The organism is Stratiformator vulcanicus, from assembly GCF_007744515.1.
Lineage (GTDB): Bacteria > Planctomycetota > Planctomycetia > Planctomycetales > Planctomycetaceae > Stratiformator > Stratiformator vulcanicus.
The window spans coordinates 315,731-335,534 of record NZ_CP036268.1 but is presented as its reverse complement, the minus strand read 5'-3'; the positions used below and the strand labels follow the sequence as shown (position 1 = coordinate 335,534).

Annotated in this window: 15 protein-coding genes and 1 pseudogene; 1 reads left to right on the top strand and 15 read right to left on the bottom strand. The window is 56.6% G+C overall.

The genetic code is table 11. From position 1 onward, the window contains the following. Positions 1 to 14: 14 nt before the first annotated feature. The 15 genes and pseudogenes from Pan189_RS01290 to Pan189_RS01220 form a co-directional block, all read right to left on the bottom strand. The gene (locus tag Pan189_RS01290; RefSeq protein WP_145362166.1) at positions 15 to 1,316 is read right to left on the bottom strand and encodes a class I SAM-dependent methyltransferase; all 1,302 of its coding nucleotides are present in this window, start codon (positions 1,314 to 1,316) and stop codon (positions 15 to 17) included. Positions 1,317 to 1,385: 69 nt separating this feature from the next. Continuing rightward, the gene (locus Pan189_RS01285) at positions 1,386 to 2,297 is read right to left on the bottom strand and encodes a phytanoyl-CoA dioxygenase family protein (protein ID WP_145362165.1); all 912 of its coding nucleotides are present in this window, start codon (positions 2,295 to 2,297) and stop codon (positions 1,386 to 1,388) included. Next, positions 2,294 to 3,661: a DUF4910 domain-containing protein gene (locus Pan189_RS21600; RefSeq protein WP_375154920.1), complete on the bottom strand. Its 1,368-nt coding sequence runs from the start codon at positions 3,659 to 3,661 to the stop codon at positions 2,294 to 2,296. The genes Pan189_RS01285 and Pan189_RS21600 overlap by 4 nt, the downstream gene beginning before the upstream one ends. 51 nt (positions 3,662 to 3,712) lie before the next feature. Next, positions 3,713 to 5,023, bottom strand: a pseudogene (locus Pan189_RS21595) (glutamate-1-semialdehyde 2,1-aminomutase); the annotation flags it as partial. 200 nt (positions 5,024 to 5,223) lie between these two features. Then, positions 5,224 to 6,381 (bottom strand): CDP-glucose 4,6-dehydratase, encoded by a 1,158-nt coding sequence (rfbG, locus tag Pan189_RS01270; protein WP_145362164.1) that lies wholly within the window; start codon positions 6,379 to 6,381, stop codon positions 5,224 to 5,226. 54 nt (positions 6,382 to 6,435) lie between these two features. Continuing rightward, positions 6,436 to 7,713, bottom strand: a complete 1,278-nt coding sequence (locus Pan189_RS01265; RefSeq protein ID WP_145362163.1) for a class I SAM-dependent methyltransferase — start codon at positions 7,711 to 7,713, stop codon at positions 6,436 to 6,438. After that, on the bottom strand, positions 7,710 to 8,570 hold the full coding sequence (locus Pan189_RS01260) for a DUF8692 domain-containing protein (RefSeq protein ID WP_145362162.1): 861 nt from the start codon (positions 8,568 to 8,570) through the stop codon (positions 7,710 to 7,712). Before Pan189_RS01260 ends, Pan189_RS01265 begins: the two co-directional genes overlap by 4 nt. A gap of 9 nt (positions 8,571 to 8,579) precedes the next feature. Then, positions 8,580 to 9,578, bottom strand: coding sequence for a glycosyltransferase family 2 protein (locus Pan189_RS01255; protein ID WP_145362161.1), 999 nt, complete (start codon positions 9,576 to 9,578; stop codon positions 8,580 to 8,582). 48 nt (positions 9,579 to 9,626) lie between these two features. After that, entirely contained in the window at positions 9,627 to 10,622 is a 996-nt protein-coding gene (locus Pan189_RS01250; protein WP_145362160.1) for an NAD-dependent epimerase/dehydratase family protein, read from the bottom strand. 65 nt (positions 10,623 to 10,687) lie between these two features. Continuing rightward, positions 10,688 to 11,542 carry a WecB/TagA/CpsF family glycosyltransferase gene (locus Pan189_RS01245; protein WP_145362159.1) on the bottom strand — a complete coding sequence of 285 codons (855 nt, stop codon included), beginning with the start codon at positions 11,540 to 11,542 and terminating at the stop codon, positions 10,688 to 10,690. Further along, the gene (locus tag Pan189_RS01240; RefSeq protein ID WP_145362158.1) at positions 11,539 to 12,744 is read right to left on the bottom strand and encodes a glycosyltransferase family 4 protein; all 1,206 of its coding nucleotides are present in this window, start codon (positions 12,742 to 12,744) and stop codon (positions 11,539 to 11,541) included. Before Pan189_RS01240 ends, Pan189_RS01245 begins: the two co-directional genes overlap by 4 nt. Continuing rightward, positions 12,741 to 14,105 carry an O-antigen ligase family protein gene (locus tag Pan189_RS01235; protein ID WP_145362157.1) on the bottom strand — a complete coding sequence of 455 codons (1,365 nt, stop codon included), beginning with the start codon at positions 14,103 to 14,105 and terminating at the stop codon, positions 12,741 to 12,743. Before Pan189_RS01235 ends, Pan189_RS01240 begins: the two co-directional genes overlap by 4 nt. A 229-nt stretch (positions 14,106 to 14,334) precedes the next feature. Further along, positions 14,335 to 15,369 (bottom strand): sugar transferase, encoded by a 1,035-nt coding sequence (locus Pan189_RS01230; protein WP_310820917.1) that lies wholly within the window; start codon positions 15,367 to 15,369, stop codon positions 14,335 to 14,337. A gap of 1 nt (position 15,370) precedes the next feature. Then, entirely contained in the window at positions 15,371 to 16,978 is a 1,608-nt protein-coding gene (locus Pan189_RS01225) for a GumC family protein (protein WP_145362155.1), read from the bottom strand. 150 nt (positions 16,979 to 17,128) lie between these two features. Continuing rightward, complete coding sequence (locus Pan189_RS01220; RefSeq protein ID WP_310820916.1) at positions 17,129 to 18,616, bottom strand: polysaccharide biosynthesis/export family protein; 1,488 nt, start codon at positions 18,614 to 18,616, stop codon at positions 17,129 to 17,131. A 363-nt stretch (positions 18,617 to 18,979) separates the two neighbouring features. Between Pan189_RS01220 and Pan189_RS01215 the strand changes: the two genes are divergently transcribed. Further along, positions 18,980 to 19,651, top strand: coding sequence for a DUF6812 domain-containing protein (locus Pan189_RS01215; RefSeq protein ID WP_145362153.1), 672 nt, complete (start codon positions 18,980 to 18,982; stop codon positions 19,649 to 19,651). Positions 19,652 to 19,804 lie beyond the last annotated feature (153 nt).

Here is a 19,804-nt window from a genome sequence, read left to right as displayed (position 1 = left end):
CAGCGCTCGCCGACTTAGAATACCGTCAGCGTCGGAATCGGCACCGCAAGCTGGGCGCCCCACTCCCGCGTGTACTCAAGCTGCTCGGCGATCTCGTCTTTGAGGTTCCAGGGCAGGATGAGAATATAATCCGGCTTCGTTTCCGCGATCTTCTCCGGTCCGTAGCAAGGGATGTGCGTCCCCGCGAGAAAACGATTGTGCTTGTAAGGGTTGCGATCCACGACGTACTCGAGAAGGTCTTCCCGAACGCCACAGTAATTCAGAAGCGTGTTGCCCTTACCGGGAGCCCCGTAACCGACGACCGTCTTTCCTTCACGCTTCGCATTGATCAGGAACTCGAGGATGCGTCGCTTTGATTCCTCGGTGCGGCCGGCGAAGGCGGTATAGGTTTCGACTTCGCGGAAGCCGGAGGCCTCTTCAAGCTGAATCACTTCACTGACTGTCGACGTGACCGGTTTCGTATTGTCGTTGTCGTGACGGATATAAATCCGAAGCGAGCCGCCGTGGGTCGGAATCGTATCGAGGTCGTAAATAGTCAATCCGTGATGGGCGAAAACGGCCTGCAATGTTAGCAGCGAATAGTAGCAATAGTGCTCCTGATACATCGTATCGAAGTGGGTTTCTTCGATGATGTGCAGCAGGTGCGGGAACTCGACCGTGATCGTGCCGCCCTCATTAAGAATGACCTTCATCCCGCCGACGAAATCGTTGAGATCAGGGACATGGGCGAGCACATTGTTGGCGATCAACAGGTCGGCTTTAATGCCCTCCGCAACCAGTTCCTCAGCGGCTTCGGTCGTGAAATAGGTGTTGCGACTTTCAACGCCGACCGACTTCGCGACCTCTGCAACATTGGCCGCCGGCTCGATTCCGAGCGCGGGAATGTTCTTGGCCACGAAGTTCTTAAGCAGGTAGCCGTCATTACTGGCGAGTTCAACGACTTGCGACTTCTCGGTTAAACCGAGCCGCGGCGTGATCATGTCGACGTAGGCGGCCGCGTGCTTGAGCCACGAGTCGGAAAACGACGAGAAGTAGGCGTATTCACCGCCGAAGATATCGGCACCGTGCACGTACTCTTCCACCTGCACCAGCCAGCACTTTTCGCAGACATAAGTGTGCAGCGGATAGAAGACCTCCGGCTCGCCTAATTGTTCGTAGGTAAGGAAGTTCTCGCAAAGCGGCGACATCCCCAGATCGACCACCGTGTGTGTCAGCGGATGATTACAAAACCGGCAGCCATGACGGGCCGGCCGCTTTTTACTGGCCAGACTGGACGTTGGCTGGACTTCCGGAGTATTAACGGCGGTAGCGGACATTTCGGTTCTTTCTGGCAGTAAGGAAGCGGGAGGTATCGAATTCGGTATTAATGATGGAAGGTGGCCGACTCAGCCGCCGACCAGTTCTTGATTTGCGGGAGCTGTTTCACGGTCGAAGCGTGCAATCAAATCAGAGGGAAGCTGACTGAAGTCGCTACCCCGTAAGTAGTCGCGAATCGTCGTTCCGGAACATTTACTGTCGATATTCGGTGCACCGCGACCGGCTTCGAGGTCGCGACGGTCGACTGTCCGAAAGTCGATACTGAATCTTGTTTGATTTGTGGTGTTTGGAACCGTTGAATGCAGATGGGCCGCCGAGAAGATTAATAGCCCGCCCGGCTCCGTAACGACTCGAACTTGGGGATCAAGTTCCAACGTTTCGAGCGCCTCGGACTGACGGCGACTATCGACTTTGCCCTGCGAAACCGCTGCCTTTCGCCCGTTTTGATTCCAATCCTGATAGTTGAATTCCTCCGAGGAATTACTGACCGGATCAGTCCAATACTTCGGATGAAATGCCATGACGTTTTCTGATTCGACCTCATAGATTGGCAGCCACCAGTTGAGCTGACACTGCGGCGGGGAGTACCAAGTATCGCGGTGCGGCTTAAAGGCGTAAGCCAGTCCCGACTTTAAGTAGTCCCCCGCACATGCGGTTCGAAGCCTGGGGACGTCGAAGTGAGTCTGTTCCAGGTCGGCCCCAACATCAGCTAGAATGCCGCGGATTAATTCTTTGCAAGTCGGGTGATGAATGAACTTCGGCTTCAACTCTTTCAGGATTTCGACATACTGCTCGACCGGCAGGTGATGTTGAGCCTCCGGCGGGTGATGCGGTGCGAATGCCTGCTCACACATGTCCCGGGCGAAGTCGCGAAGCGCCCGCGTGTGGCGCGTGGTCGTATAGACGTAGAGCTGGCCATTATAGAGGCCGTCCCGTCTGCGGTCATCATCGTGAGTTGCGTTGAAATAAACGGTATTCATGCGTTGTCCATCCCGAGTTGAGACCTATCATCGACGGCCTCAATAAGGCCACACTGCTCAAGACGCTCTGCCGCTGTCGCGATGAGTTCAAAGTCGAAGTCGGCACGTTCTGCAATATCGACAACCGAATGTGTGCCGTCGGAGAAATTCAGCACCCACTGAACGGCCCGTTGCAATTGCTTTGAGTCGGTTCCTGACCCGAACGACTCATAAAGCCCGTGGTGCCCCAGCCGGGGCTCGCATTTCGGGTTGAGCGAGCGATAAACCTGGTTACGTTCCAACGCACTGCAGATTGAAAGGCACGTTTCTAAAGAGTTTGCCAGCGACTCGGGCTTAATGAAGCCCAGGTTGTCAGCCGATGTGTGATACTCCGGGAATTGTCCGTCTAACGTCCGCGTCAGCGTCCCCATCGGAAGGTTAAATCCGGGCGAGCAGTATTGCCGCTGGTCGTACCCGTAAGGCTCAAAGTCATGGAGTCGTGCATGTTGATCTCGCCGCAGGACTGCTGCTGCGACTCGATCGATCTCCGCGTCGCCACTGCGACTGCGGCGGTAATTCAATGCACCGGCGTCTCCCAGCAGTGCAAGGACCAGGCCATGCCGAATCTTGTCAGTCTGCCGGTCGTTGAGCGCGAGCCAGGTGATCGCACCGATCGTTGCCGGAACGAAGACAAACCGATAAGAGAACCGGCGTTTTCGCTGAGACAGTTCTTTCGCCAGAAATGTCGCGACGGCGATGCCCGACAGATTGTCGTTTGCCAGCGACGGATGACAGACGTGTGTCGAAATAAAGACTTCTTCTTCCGATTCGCCGGGAAGAAAGCATTCACCGAAGGTCAGGGATCCGTCTTTAATACTTGCGTCGATACAGACTTCATAGGCCTGCTCGCCGCCGCGTCGTTCCAGTTCATTATACTGACGCTGTGTCAAGCAGAAGCCCCAATCGTGCTTATGAAATGCCGTGCGATAAGGAATCCAGTTCGGGTACTCCGGTAATGTATGGAGGTGGGACTTTAATTCGTTCCACGTCACCGTTTCGCGGCAGGGCACACTGCCGTTGACGACGTGCAGGTTGCTGTCTTTAAAATCGATCAGCCTGTTGCCATCCTGATCGCGAATCGACGCATCGCGAATATTCCACTCTTGCGGGACGACCCAATCAAAGACTTCGGTTCCCGTTGGCACTTCGTGGATGTCGAGAGGGATTAAGTTCTGAAGCTGGGCCAATGTGCGGCGAACACCGTGGCCGGTCTGGCTGCGACAAATCGGGTACAGTGTCTCGCAAAGTCGGTGCAACTCCTCGCCATCCGACTCCTCTGTCTCTTGATCAGAGTTAAGGTCTATCTCTTCGGAGAGCGGTGCCACAACCACTGCGTTCTGCAGATGGGACTGTACCCAGCTTCCCGGATGCACGCCGTTCTGCTTTCGGTACACCACGTTGGTCGGAGGCCCCACCAAGAAGTGTTCGGGACCGTCGCTAAGTGCTTGTTCGTAAACGTCAAGTGCACCGTCGAAGGCTTCAATCGTCCGGTCAATGTCGTCGTTCGTATGGGCATAGCTGACGACAAGCGAGGGCGCCAAAATGCCGCGACGAATAATCTCTTGCATTAAGAGCGTGCGAAATGCCTGGGATGACTTCCCGTCTCGATCCAGCGCCGCAAACACCAGGCTGCAAGTGCGACCGGGAACCTTAACGTGCTGGCTGAGCCCGTGGGCAGCGATAATTTCATTAAGACCATCTTGAAGTCGTGCCCCCTGTCGGTGGAGGGTCTCGACGACCGGGAGATCGCGATACGTTCTGATCGTCGCCATGGCGGCTGCCAGAGCGTGAGATTCCGCGCCGTGCGTCGTCGACAGTAAGAAGACGCGATCGCCGTGATGGTGCAAGCCGCCGAGTTCCATCAGGTCACGTTTACCGACCAGTGCCGAGACAGAAAACCCGTTCGCCAGTGCTTTGCCGAAGGTCGACAGATCAGGCGTAATGCCATATTCCGCCTGTGCGCCGCCGTTGTTCCAGCGAAATCCGGTGATCATCTCATCAAAAATTAAGACTGTTCCGTTATCGCGGCAGAGCTGCTGGACTTCATGTAAGAAGTTGTTAGCCGGTTCTTCATGTTTCGCGGGTTCAAGAATTAGGGCCGCAATTTGACCTGAATGACCAGCGAAGAGGTTGCGGACGCTTTCGATATCGTTGTAGCGGAAAGTGAGCGAAAGGTCTTTTACGCTCTGCGGGATACCGGCGTCGATCGCGGTGGTTCCGATGAACCAGTCGTCGATTGAGAAGAAGGGATGACTCGCGCACAAGGCCACATGTGTCCGCCCTGTGGCAGCTCGTGCCAACTTGATCGCGGCCGTCGTGACGTCGGAACCGTTCTTGGCAAACTTGACCATTTCCCCGCCGGGGATCATCTCAAGCAGGGCCTCGGCGGCTTCAACTTCGATCCTTGCCGGTCGTGTAAAATTAAGCCCGCGCCCCATTTCCTTGCGAGCGGCCTCGACGACACGCTCGTAGCCGTGGCCCAGTGTAACGGCCCGGCATCCGATGCCGTATTCGATAAATTCATTGCCGTCAACATCCCAGACATGACAACCTTTCCCATGGTCGATCAGTCCGGGAGCGAGTTGCGGGAATTGGTCGTCACCTTTTGCATACGTGTGGCATCCGCCGGGGATCAGCCGGTGAGCCTGAGCCTGCAACTTGCGCGACTGCTTATAGATGTCGGCAATCGGTTCGGCGACTGTGGTCACAACGGTGATCCGTTCAAAGGGCAGGCAAGTCGGCGAGCGAGAGCTGGCTTGCGAGGAGTGTTGTCAGAAGGCAACTGTTGCTGAAAGTTAAGCCATGTTTTCCACGGGTCAAAAAGTGCCGGGGGTAATCTTGCAGATTTTGCAAGGTTAATTCCCCCGATCCCGCTCGCGAGGACCATCTAGCAGATGATGGCGGGATGCGTTTCGGAAACATCGCCGTTGCTATTATCCGACGTGTCGCAGCAATCGGACATTGCGGCTTCGTAGTCGGCAATCTGCGCGATGGTTAATTCTCCGATCGAACGAGCATCGTCCTGCAGCCAGCGATACCACTGAGCGGTCTTGCGAATGGAGTCTTCGACCGTCCAGGCCGGCTTCCACCCGAGCTCGCGACGGGCTTTATCAATCGCCAGATGCAGCAGCGTGGCTTCGTGAAGTTGATCAGGATCGCTGACATCGACCCAGCTTCCGTCGCCCCATTCATTAATAAAGCACTCCACGACCTCACGGACGGACAGTTCATTGCCGGGCAACGGCCCGATGTTGTATCCGGAGCAGTACGTCGGATCGTCGCTCAGCAATAACCGCGATGCGATCGTCAAATAACCGCTTAGCGCCTGCAGCACGTGTTGCCACGGGCGATAGGCGACCGGGTTACGAAGCTCGACCGGCTGGTCTTTCCGCAGGGAATCGACAAGATCGACGATTAACGCATTGGCGGTCCAATCTCCTCCGCCGATCACATTTCCGGCACGAGCACTGGCCAATTTGACGCCGTGTTCTTGCAGCTTTTCCGGATGAAAGAACGAGTGGCGATAGGAGCGAATTAAGACCTCAGCGGCCCCTTTGCTTCCGCCGTAGGGGTCATGGTCACCGAAGGCATCGGTTTCTCGATATCCCCAAATCTGCTCGACGTTCTCGTAGCACTTGTCTGAGGTAATGCATAGAACCGACAGTGGCTTTCCCAACTCCCTGACAGCCTCGAGGACACAGGCTGTGCCCATCACGTTGACATCAAAAGTTTCTTTAGGAGACCGATAACCCTCGCGGACCACCGTCTGAGCGGCGAGGTGCAGCACAACGTCAGGATCAGCCTCTTTCATGGCGGCGTTCAGCCGATCCTGATCTCTGATGTCGGCCTCATGGTCACGGGTCAACACATCGCGCACCCGGCCCACGGTGTAATGATTCGGATCCGTCGGGGGAGCGAGTGCATAGCCGGTAACGTGAGCACCGAGCCGCTCAAGCCAGAGGCAAAGCCACGACCCTTTAAATCCGGTGTGCCCGGTCACAAAGACCGACTTGCCTGCGAATGCGTTCGAGAATGGACGGAGCATGGAAGTGAATCCTAAAATTCAGGGAGTTGTATTTTTGAACGGTGAACAACGTCTCTATTTGCGATGCGATAGGTGCCGCTCTTCGCAATCACCGGCAATAAGAAATTCCGCATCAACGCCGAGATCACGTGCCTGCTTCTTCATTTCGGGCTCGTAAAGCGCGTTTGTGATCACGATAACGTCGGGGCGATACTCGGCCAGAAATTCCGGAGGGACAATCTGCTGTCCGGTGCCGGCAATGAACTTGCCGTGTTTGTTCGGATTAATCTCCACGACGTACTGGATGACTGATGCCGCCTCGACCGAGTTCAGGAACATGATCCCTTTGCCGCCCGAGCCCCAGAGAACGACCTTCTTACCGTCGTTCTTTAATCGCGTCAGCTTCCTATTCCAGAACTCCAAACAATCTTGGTGCGCGCTGTCGAACTGCCGAATCGATTCAGGCAACTTTGAATTCTGCTCGCCGTCGGTCTTTAATGGCACTGCTGTAGCATTAACAGACGACATCTCAGCCGGGACGGCTTCAACGAACACATATTGCCCACCTTCGTAGCATGTGCCCGACTGCAGAACGTCAAAATGATTCCGCAAAAACAGGTTTCTTAATGTTCGCTCGCTGTAGTAGTTGCATTGCTCGTAGTGGACGCTCCACGTCTCGCGACGCTCAATCGCTTCCACCGCATTAAAGACTTCAAAATAGACGGCTGGTTTTCTCTGTTTGATCTCGGACCGCAAGATGCGCAGGAATTCGCCGGGGTTCGGGATATCCTCGAACACGGACAAACAGCAGATGAGGTCGGCCTCGAGTTTCGCATGGTCTGCATCGAAATAGTCGCGGATGAAGTGGACGGTGCCCCGACCGGCTCTTTCATCCCCGACCGTGGGAACGGCTGGATCGACACCGATCCCGTGCCCTTCGCAGAGGTTGCAAAGCAATTTTAGGAAGAAGCCGTTTCCGCACCCGATCTCAAGGATGCGGCTACGCTTGAGTCCAAAGCGGGCAATCAGCCGATTTGCGACACCTTCAATGAACTTCTGAAACGTTTCCGAATATTGCAGCCCGACTTCATAACCTGGAGAGAAATTGATGAGCGACGGGTCGAACAACCGGTTGTGGATGAATCCGCAACTTTGGCAGTAGCTCAGAGCGATATCGCCTGAAGGAGCTTGCGTGGCCTCTCTTGCGGATCCATAGAATAGTCCGACGTGAACCGGGACGTCATGAACTTCAAAGAAGTCCGTGACTCCGAATGCCCCGCACGCTGGGCATCGATGGACGCCGTGAATGTCCTGCTGCATTTGATCGTCGGAGAGGGTTGCGACATCAATCATGCTGATTGCTCCGGCTGAAGATAATTTTGTGACCAGTTAAGCGGGAACACACCGAATTCCTTGCGGAGATAGTCGAGAAGTGCGTAAAGGAAGACCGCGACGCCGATCATTTCAAGCCCCTCTTCGAGCGCTTGCACAAGAGTGAACGTCACGGAGTTAAGGCCTCCGGAATCGACGATCGCTCCTTCGAGAAGCTCGACGCCGATCGCGCCCCCGACGAACAATCCGCCTGCCAACAGGAACAGTGCTCGCGTTCTGAGTGGAAGATTCATTAGAAACCGCAAATAGGTGAGTCCGACGGCCAATACAAGCAATGATGCCGGGATGACCCACGCAAAATGGAGCAGCCCCCCGGTCCCCAAGCGACTTCTTAATGTGTTGTCGAGGGTCTCGTGGAACATCACCATCTCATCGAGCGACAGGCCGACAAAGATGATTCCGAGCAGGAACCACATCACCGACGGTTCATTCCGCGAGCGATGAAGAAGGCCGACAATCGCAAGCGTACCGGCCGACGCACACAAGGCGAGTGACGAGTACCAGGCCGACACACTCGGCTCGAACCCGAGATCAAATCGACTTAACAATCGGGCGATCTTTGGTGCGGCTTGCGGGTCATCATGAAAGTTGGGAGCAACGCTATAAATTGTAAGGCGCGATGCGATGCCGATCACGACAAGCGTTGCAATAATCCCGACAAGCGCAAGCAAGATGCGCTCCGGCGACACCCGCAGTGCCGCGGTCTTATTGACCGGTACTTGATTGGCTGATGCAATTCGCGAAGCGGTGGTCTCTCCGCCCCGATTTTCTTCGAGCGGGGAGAGCGTCACTCGCTCATCAAGCGTAAGTTGCGACATATCGTCCTCCTAGCTCGACGTGGTTTGAAGGACGTCGGTTGTTCGCTGGCCTTTCGCTGCCTTCGGTAAGGCCATGCCACGGCCACCTGCCATTTGCGATAAGACTCGGCTCCACTTGCGGACTTGAAACATATATTGCCCCAGCACTCGGTAGCAGCCGACCTTCGTTGACAGGCCAAGATCAGAACGCTTAATCGCTGTCGCGAATCCGTGAAGCAGCGTGAATCTAGTGCTGGAGAATCGGCGGGCCGCTGAAGGAGCAATGAACTTAGCTTGCGCCGACGCTGACGTGAGTGAGCCGGATGCCGCGTCATGCACGCGCTGCAGGAAGAGCGGCTCCTCAACTTCTGCAAAACGACCAACGAGGCTGAGCTCAGCGAGCAACACCTTTTCCGCACCGTAGCAGGGTAGATACAGCCTCGTCCGCTTCACTGCGGCAGCACGCATTAACCCGTAACTGTCTGAGCACCAGGTCGTCCCCAAGACCACCGCGGCAAACCGATCTCGTGGATGTAGACTCTGGCGAGAGTAATCGCTTTTTAATGTGGCGTCGGAAAGCAAACTGTGAGAATCGCGCCCTGAAGGAACCTCCGGGTCATCGCTCCCCGATTGAACGATTCCATCTTCCGAGAGATGGTTCGTCAACGGGTGAACCCACGCAATATCGTCATCAGACTGAATCGGTTCATAGCACGCTTCGAGAAATGTCGGTCGGCAGACATCGTCATAAGATGCCCACTTAAAGAACGGGCTGCGAGACCTCTCGAACACGTGATTAAAGTTCCAGACCGCCCCTCGATTTCGATCGTGCTGAATATAAGTGATGCGGGAATCGTCGGCAGCGTACTGACGACAAATCTCTTCCGTTCGGTCGGATGAACCGTTGTCCGAAATGATCAGTTCGAAATCGCCACACGTTTGCCCCAGCAGTGACTCGAGACTCTCCTCGAGATACCGCTCGGCATTGTAAATCGGCATTCCGATGGTGATCGGTGCAACGGCGGACACGATAACGGCTCAATAAACAGGACGAACTGAGACGGAAAGCGGAGGGACTTAAGCCGTCGTGACAGGTTGATACTTTTCGAGATACTCCGACTCGATCCAGTCGAAGGTCCGTTTCATGCCGTCACGAAGTCGGATCGACGGTTCCCAGCCCAGATAGTCTTGAATCAGCGAATTATCGCTGTTGCGACCGTTAACGCCCTTGGGTGCGTCGAGCAGGTGGTTTCGCTCGATATCGATGCCGGCGATTTCACCCACCATGTCGACCAAACCGTTGATCGATGTCAGCTCGCTTGAGCCCAGATTAATCGGCTCCAGAATTTCGCTGTGCATGATCCGGTCGATGCCTTGGACGCAGTCATCGATATACATAAAGCTGCGGGTCTGCTTGCCGTCGCCCCACACTTCGATTTGATGCTCGCCAGTGTGTTTTGCGGTGATGACCTTCCGGCAGATCGCTGCCGGGGCCTTCTCCCGGCCGCCTTCCCACGTCCCCTCGGGGCCATAGACGTTGTGGAAGCGGGCGACACGGGTGATAAGACCGAAGTCTTCGCGGAAGTGCCGACACATTCTTTCTGAAAAGAGCTTTTCCCAACCGTAGCCGTCTTCAGGCATTGCCGGGTAAGCATCTTCTTCTTTCAGCGCAGTAACGTCTTCCGAGACTTGTTTCGACGCGTTATAAACACAGGCTGAACTCGCGTAGAAGTACCGGCTGACCCCGGCGTCCTTCGCAGCCATCAATAAGTGCGTGTTAATCAGCACGGACAACATACACAGAGCTTTATTGTTCTCAATAAAGCCCATTCCACCCATGTCGGCGGCTAAGTTGTAGACCTCTGTTGCTCCGCGACACGCGGCATGGCAGGCCGTGATTTCACTTAAGTCGGCGACAACATTCTCCGCCACTTCGGAGACCTGATACCATTCGTCCAACGGCTTAATATCGATCGCCCGGATATTCACATACCCGCGGTCTTCGAAATAGCGTACCAGGTGACCGCCAATGAATCCGCCGGCGCCTGCGATGACAATAAGGTTGTTATTCATGGATATCCCTTCGGTCTTTCAATGACGGTTGGTATAAAATCAGGATGTCGTTTCACTCACGGTGGTTAAGAGCGTTTTCTGTCACGCCAGATGCGATGCTGCCGGCGGATGTTCGGGACGTTCAGCAGTGCGGCCGTCAACCGGCCAAGATAGATGGAATTGGTCACGAAATAGCGTTTCCAAAGCCGCTTCGGTTCTTCGCAAAGCCGAAAGAGCCATTCCAATCCCGTCCGTTGCATCCACGGGGGGGCCGTGCGTTTGACCCCGGCATGGAAGTCGAATGCGGCCCCCACACAGACTTGGACCGCGTCGATGCGCTCGCGATGGTCAAAGGCAAAGAGATCCTGCTTCGGACATCCCAGTCCGATAAAGACGAGACCCGCTCCACTTCGGTTAATCCGCTCGACAACAGCAGCGTCTTCGTCCGGAGTAAGGGTCCGAAACGGCGGGGACTCCGACCCGGCAATTTCCAACGCAGGGAAGCGGTTAACCAGATTGTGCTCTAATGAGGCGAGAACGTCCGGCGTTCCGCCATACAGATAGATGGAGACACCTTCTTCCGCCGCGGCCTGACACAGCGAGAGAGTCAGATCGGGTCCATAGACTCGATCGCCGAGCTTCGTGCCGTGCAGAAGATTTAACGCCCACCGCACGGGTTGCCCGTCGGGCGTGATCATCGCAAAAGTGTTGGCTTTCGCGCGGAGTTCTGGATTCCCGCTAAACGTGATCAACGCATGAACGGCATGGCACGAGACGACGGCAGGACGGTGCTCCCGTGCTGCTTCGATGATCGACTCGGTCGCTTCGCGGTAATTCGTCGGCGACACTTGCAGCCCGAACACGTCGACCTTGGGTGGCCAAGACGAGCGTTCGTTATATTCAAGCGCCGGAGAGACGGTTGGCAGTTCAGCCACGCTCATAAAGAGGAATCCTGAAGTTCAGCCGCAGCGTGAGAGTTTCGATGTCGGACCGCGACCGCCCGCTCGTAAACATCGATTAATTGCGGATAATTGGCTTCGGCGGTGTAAAGATTTTCAAACGTATCTCGCGAATTCCGGCGCATCGCCGCGAAATCGCCCGCGGCGTCGATTTTTTGCACCGCGTGCCGCAACGCATCCGTATCTCCCGCCTTCACAATTAATCCGTTGTGTTCGGGCGTGATGATTTCTGGCAACGCTCCCAAATCACTTCCGATGACCGGTGTGCCAGTCGCGAACGACTCGATCACCGTGCGGCCGAACGGCTCTTTCCAAGTTGAGGGGACGATGGAAGCGCGAGCATTTCCGACAATGTCAAAGACTTCGTCCGGGCTGCGGCGACCGAGCCATTTGATATGAGATCGCTCATCCGCGGATGCTTGAACCAAGGAAGCAAGTGGTCCGTCTCCGACGATCTTGAGCTGAAATCCGGAGGACAGGTCCCGCCACGTCGACAGGAGTGTCTCAACTCCCTTCTCTGGCGAGAGCCGACCGACGAACACAAAATAGTTTCCTTTCCCCGGCCTGATGCCTGGGTCAGGATCAACAAAATTCGGCTTAACGACGATTCGCGTTTTTGGCAGCCCACCCGCAATTAATTCCGTTCGGGCTGCCTCAGAGAGGGCAATATATTGATCAACGTCGTTCTGATTCGAAGGCATCCGGCGAACGGCATTTGAGAGAGCCGTCACGGCCGTCGCCGCTTTGCTGCCGCGGTAGCACGCGTGTCGGATCGCAGGCCAGGCGAAAGTCTTCCCGACGCATTTTGAGCAGGACTGCCCGTCGCGGACCAACTGTGCCGCCGGGCAGATTAGGCGATAATTATGCAGCGTCTGGACGACAGCGGCCCCCGCTGACCGGGCTGCGGAATAGATGGACGGCGAGATCAGCGGGAACGTATTCGCGCAATGCATCACGTCGACGCTGTTTCGTCGGACGAGATCAAATATCTCGCGGGACGCGCCTCGGTTCCAGACGGTGTCCGAAGCAACGGCGATGCGGCTTCTCTTCTTAATTTCATCGTTGTGGCGGATATACGGGATCACGGTGTGCCCGTGTGCTTCCATCAGTCGACATTCCTCTTCAAAGACGCGATCTTCGCCGCCGGGTTGTTGATAATAGTTGTGGACCATGAGGAGCTTCATAATTGCCCCCCGATTTGGATCCGCGCGGCCGGACGCTGCACATTGTGAGAGTACGGAACACGCTGGAAAGCGAGGCCGACCGCGATGCCGAGGAGCGCGAAGAACACGACCGACTCCGGCTGAAGTGGGCCGAGTACCGATTCATTTAAGAGTCCCCATCCCAGATACCAGGCACCGAACGGCAGTAGCGCCATTAAGAGGGTCCGGCCGGAAGGAGTCTCACACAATTTCCATCCAGCCACCGACATCGGCAGTAATACGCCGGCGACGAACAGCCCGGTACCGATCAGCCCGACGCTCGCTAACGCTTGTAAGAGCAAATTGTGGGCGGTGAAGTTGCCTTCCTGGTACCACACTTCAAGAACGCCATCGGCTGAGGTGACGAAGTACCCGTGCCCGATAATCGGCGACTGCAGATACGAAGCCCAGACGACCTCCCACATTTCCTCCCGGCCGGAGAACTCGGAGAGTTCATTAATTCCTTGGTCGCGGGACGCAAACTGAAACAGATCGCCGCCAACCGCTCTTAACAGTTCGAATCCAGGATCGACCGCAAGCAGAACAGCCCCGGCGACGACCGTCGCCAGCACTACGAATGAAAGGAGGATGCGATCTAATTTCGCGCATATGAGAATAATGCCGATCGCTGCGGTCAGTCCGAGGCTGAGCCGATTAACCGATAGGATTAATACCGCGATACCAAGAACGGTGACCGGGGGCAGCAGCCATCGGCTCCAACCCCAGCCGAAGTTCATCCGGCAAGAAAGAACCAGCAGAATCGCAATTGCGGCTGTGGCTGCCGTATTGGTTGCGTGGAAGAGGCCGGTCCCGGCCCGCGTGGCGACCGCGAATGACGGGACGGCAAACCTTAGAACAATGAATGCCGCCAACAGCCCGCACAAGAGGAATGACACCGAAGCCAGAACTGATGACGCGTCTTTCAGATTGCGGCAACTCAGCGCGAAACTGGCCGACAACGCGACCAGCGACGCCGTGCTGATCGCCTGAAAAAGAGTCGTCTGTTTCAGTGGCGACCATGCCGTCGAAAGTAGCGCAAATAGCACGAAACCGATCAGCGGGATAAATAACGACAGCCGTTGCAGACCCGTCGGCCTCAGCAGCAATATTAAGCATTGCCCCGTGAGCAATGCGAGCACGCCGCAGCGTGTTAAGAGTTTCGCAAATGAAACGTAAGGATCGAGACCCGCCAGAGGGGAGCCATCGGCGTCAAACGAAAACGTGAACGAGAGCAGGAACAGGGCGCAGATTATCGGCAACATCACCGCCGATGCGGAGGCGACGCCAACACGATCGATGCCGTCGGCCGAAGTCTGCGGGTAGGGTGTCGCTATGGTCGACATAACTGAGTCGCCAACAATGAAGGCTTACACTCGCGTTCGCTGCACTGAAAGAGAAGTCGCGCGGTGTCGGCGCGTTGCGCAGCAAGTGCCGACCTAAACATGTAGCTCACTCAGAGCGGTTCGATGAGGCACTTTGCCCACACGGACCCGGCTGATGCGTAGATCGATCGCAACATGAGGCAAACGCGCATCAAACCTTAGAACCGGACGCGAATTCACGCGTTGCCGGTCATACGCCTTTGCGACCGAAGACCGCCGCGAAGGTTTGATAAACCAAGGTGAGGTCCTGCCGCAGACTTCGATTGCGGATGTATCGGATATCCATCCTTGCCCAATCGGCGAACGGAATCTTGTTCCGGCGGTCCTGAACCTGCCAGATACAGGTCAAACCGGGCGTCACTTGCAATCTCCGCTTCTGCCACGGTTTGCAGGCATCGCTTTCACTGCAGGGCAGGGGGCGCGGGCCGACGATCGACATCTCGCCCCGAAGCACGTTCCACAACTGCGGCAATTCATCAATGCTGGTTCGCCGAATGAAATGGCCGATCGGCGTGATACGCGGGTCATGCTCAATCTTAAATGCCGGCCCGTCCTGTTCGTTCTTTTCCATCAGTTTCGTTTTGAGGGCCTCAGCATCGGGGACCATTGAGCGAAACTTGTGCATATAGAATGGTCGGCCGCCGATTCCGCTCCGCCGTTGGCTGAAATAGATCGGCCCCGGCGACGTGAAGCGAATGGCAAGTGCGACCGCCATGAGCATTGGCGAAAGCACCACGAGACCGAACGCCGCACCGCAGATATCAATCAGCCGTTTCCATGCCGGCAATGGCTTTGTGAATACCGCTTCGAGCGGCAGGCACCGCGTGAGTCCGGCGGTCTTATCGCTAAGTTCGGACCGGTCCCCGTCGCTAACATCAGAATCTGGCTGATATGGATGCTCGAAGACATCGAAGTTCATTAATGAAGCCGATGCGCTGTCGAGCTGCAACTGATCGACGAACGTGACTGCTCCTTCACGGTTGGAATTCCAAAGCAGCACCGCGATGCGATTGTCGGGGAGAATTCCGACATGGTCCGTCTGGCGAACCCGCGCGTGGAGATGGTCGACGAACTCCCGGGGAAAACTTTGACCTGGCGCGTCGACTGAGTCGAACGCGATCACGGAAACACTGTTACCGGTGCGTTCGCAACGGCAGCGTTCGACATTGGCGAGATTAAGAAATAGCGAAGCAGGGTGGAGCCAATCCGCGTTTCCCCGCGACACTTTAGTGAGCCGCCTGCTCAACCAGCTCGGAGACTTTGGTAATGCCATCGTCGGGACTCTCGAAATGGATAGGCTGCGGGCCGCGCACAAAATGACGCCACGGCGCCGGACGCCCGGCGAATGCCTCGCGGAGCACGGCAAGGCAAAATGCCCCGACTGCGGCGAGGAAGGCAGCGATGATTAGCGTCAAGCCTTTGCGTGGGCTGACGGCTTTAACAACGTAAGTCGGCGGTTGGGCAACGCTCAGACTGGAAATCCTGTCTTTAAGCAGGGCGCGATCGATCCGCGTCTGCTCGAGCTTTTCTTCGTAGCTGCCGTATTTGTTTCTTAAGAGCTCAACCCGCTCGACCAGCCGCGCGACTTTGCCAGCCTGCGAATTCAGAGTCTGCAATTGCAGTTTCAGTTGATCGTGCTGAGCCCCCAATGAAGCGAGGCGACCACGCAGGCCTTCGGCTTTCGACCGTTCGGCGAGCAGATTAACTTGCAGCTCTTTCCATGACGGGTCATCAGCCAATGTTTCCTGGCCGAATTCTTCGCCGCCGCGCTGCCCGATGATTCGAAGCGCTTCGGCTTTCTGCTTTCGAATCGCGATCACATCGGGATGCGTTTCGCGAAATCGCGAAAGCAGATCCTTTTCCCGAATCTCGATTTCATAGAGCTGTCGACGCGTCATCCCTAACGCATCATTCGGAAAACCCGTGACTTCCTGAGTCAGTGATTTCCGCGGCAACGTGTCGAGGCTGAGCGTGAGATCGGCAAGGGTCGCTTCGCTGGTCGCCAGATCAGCTTCGGTCCGAAGAATGCCGAGTTCGACTTCGCTTAATTGCTCTTGAAGGGCATCGCGACGTCGATCGACCGAGACGGCGACCAGACCGTTCCGGGCCTGTTGCAATTCAAGATCGGCGGCTTCGAATTGCTTCCCGATCAAATCGGTTTGCTCTTCGAAAAATTCAAGCGAACCGGCCGTCTGATGGGCGGCCAGATACTGTGATCGAAACTCGTCGAGAAATAACGTGAGCAGCAATTTCGCCAACTCAGGGCTTTCGGCGAAGCAGGAGACCGCGATGACATTTGATTTCTTGGTTTTTGAAACCGAAATGTCGTCACCAAGTTGACGTATCGCCTTCTCCCTGACCATCGGTGACGGCTCGACCGCGGCCCTTTGGGCTTGCACGAGCGTTGCAAGTTGCTCAGGGGTCTGATCCTGCTGAGCCGCTTGGCTGAGCACGCTTTGGGGGAGCTGCCGTTTTTTAAGAATGACGTCGGCACCGACCGTTTCGACGACGACTTCTCGGACGCTGCGACTTTCGAGCAAGTCGAGGACCGAAGTAACTTCGTATTCGCGCGACTCGCTCGGAGAATGAATCTGGCCGGTTGTCGCCGTCGGATCGAGCGAAACACTCTCGCGACCGACCCGGACCAACAATTTTGATTCGGAGATATAGGTTTTCGGGCAAAGAAACAGCCCGATGGTGACGAGCGTGAGAACGCCGACGACAAAGACGAGCATGGCCCGCCATTGGCGTCCGAAGGCGGCCCGCAGATCGTTGACGGCGCGGACCGGGGGCGGGGCGGCTGCGTCCTTCGATTCGGAATGGGGGGATGTCATCGGATGAACCGATTAGTCCGGTCGCAATTCTTCTACCGTTAGAAAGACTGCTTCCAGAGGCTGAGGAACCCGACTCTTATGAGTCTTCATTCTTCAGCCTAGCTCTTAATTCCGCCTCGGCGGAAAAAAGACCCCATATCGCGGCAAGAATTAGTTGCCAAAAGTCAACGCGCTGGCGCCACCGATGACAGCCCCCTCGATCAGATGCCGCTCGCAGAACGCGACGAAGGCTTCGTATCGGTTGTAACGCAGGAAGACGCGGTCTCCGGGTTCGACAATTAAATTCTCATTCGGATCGTTGAGCGCACGATAGAGGTCGACTTCGATCGGCAGTCGACCGCCCCCCGGTAACGGCCGGTGAACAACAACTTTGCTCGCACCCGCCGACACATCCTGATTCAGCACCGAGACGCCGCCCACCGCCGGTGTCGGATAGGGCCCGTCGGAAGCCTGTTCCGCCAGGGCAATCGCTCCCAGCACGTCGAGGTCATAGTCTCGCGGCAGCACAATTTGCGCGTTACCGAGCAATCCACCCGTGAAGAAGAAATCTTGATCCCGCGCCTCAATGAAGACAATGTCTCCATCGTAAAGGACGATGTCTTCGGGACCGAAACACAGAGGCTCGCCGGGTAGGACACGCAGCGGGATTCGAATGACCTGGGAACCCGCGGCGGCCGCCTGCTGCACGTAATCTGGATATTCTTCAGGTAGGACTTCAGCGGCGTTTGCATCACCGGCAAGCGGGACGTCCGAGCTTACGCCGTGACCATCGGCCGGGCCGGGAGGCGGCGGGACGAACGAGGGATGACCGGGTGCCGCCGGGATCGGATAGAGGTGATCCTGATGGGCCGTCTGCTGTAAATAAGAGGCCGATTGGATCGGTTGCTGCATCGGATTTGAGGCGGGAGGCAATTTCGCGATGAATTCGCCAACGGGTTCGAGCGGCGCAGGGCGCGGTTGCCGGATAATATAGATCGCATTCTCGGCATCGAGACCCGGCAAGCCGCCCGTTTCGGCGAGGGCGTGCAGCACGTCGTTCTCGTAGATGGGAAGCGTGACGATCCGCCCCGTTCCCCGTTTGTCTGTCTCGAAATTGACCGATTGAGCAGCGCCCAGATTCCCCAGCGGATTCCCGGCCTCCTGGCGAATGACGAGGATTCGAAATTCTCGTGGACGTTGCAGCGTCACCAGAATTCGGCCCGCGCCGGGACGCAACAGGCCGGCGCGGCCCGTGTAAGTTTCACGAATCGCTTGCTCGACTTCGAATAGCGTCAGACCACGGACGTAGATCGGACGCACGAGCGGCAGGTGAATCGTCCCGTCATCGAGGACTTTAATCGGATAGCCGAGCGAGGCTGAGGAATTCGGGCCCGGCGGGGCGTTGATTGGTGGGACGTCTCGGTCATTGCCTAAGACGCCCTCGACGAAAATCCCGAGTACGTCGCCGGAATCGACCCGGTGAACTTCGGGGCGAACCTGCCGCAATACCGAAAGATCGAGCGTCGACCGTGCGGACCGATTGGAGTTGGGCGCGCAGGAGGCAAGGTCGAGTTCTTGCACGGGAATCCCGCGAACGGGCTTGAAACCGGCGCAGCCGGGAAGCACGGCGAGGGCGACGAGCAACACGATCGAGGACAAGCGCCGTTTCGTCGACAACGGCATCATAGCCGCATCGGAAGCCCATCGAGTTCTCATGACCTCGACCAACGGTTCGTGCGCAAAGGATATGTACGACCTGCCCATGACTCCTGTTTTCGGCAAAACCGGCACGGTCGGTGCAATCGATTCGGCAACCCCATCCGGAAAAAGTTACCAACGAGTGAGTAAGGCTCATCGCTACCGACCACGATGACGGGTTGTCTCGCGCGCCAAGTTTTCGGAAGGAAGAAAACAATTTGCACGCCATAGTTGGGCTATGTTTGAGCGAAGAGGCCGGAGCCACACTCATTTCACGACGTCCCGCCAACACCGCCCAACGCCCCGTCGACGACAGGATTCCCAATGTTTCAACGCGCATTCCAAGCCGAGTTTTACACCGAAGGACATTCTTTGACGGGGACGGTCGTTTCGAAGGGCCATCGGCTGGCCGAACTCTTGAACGATCCCGGCTCCGATTATCTCTCGGTGACCGATGTAACCGTCTCCGCACGGTCAGACGACGCAAATCCGACTCGGCTGGCTTCGGCTCTGGTCCAAAAGACGCGACTCCTGATGGCCTTTCCCGTCTTAGGTAGTGAGACATCGTCCCTACAGCGATCTTCTCGGGTCGTGCGCAAGCAGTGCTTCACCAGTTTCGTTCTCGCGGGTCCGTTCGCGATCGAGGGCCAGATTTGGTTGCGGTCGACCGACTCGCCCGTCGCCGCGATCTGCAATGAACTCGGACATTTCTTCCCGGTTTCCAACGCGACGATTTCCTCGGGAGACGGTTCCGGAATTCACCGCAATGCGGACACCGTCTTGCTGAATATCTCGACGATCGCCGGACTCGAGATCGGAAGACCCGAACGCGGCCCGCAACCCACCAAAGAAGTAGAAGTCGAAGCGGACAGCGAGATTCGTCGAAGCTCGAGTTCCGACGAAGAGGTGGAGCGCCGACTGGCCGAAATCTACGAGCTCAACCGCTCCTACAATCCCGATGCCGCATCTGAGCAGATTCCCGTGACATCGGATTGAATCTCGCGCCGGGGATCGAATCGTCCAACCGGGTTTCATCGCTACCGAGAAAAGCGGTGAAAATCGTTTGCCGCGACCTGTAGTGGCTTCCGCCGGGGGATGGCGATCGGATACGCTCGTGCAGTTAATGCGGATGGTCGACTTGCCAATGGG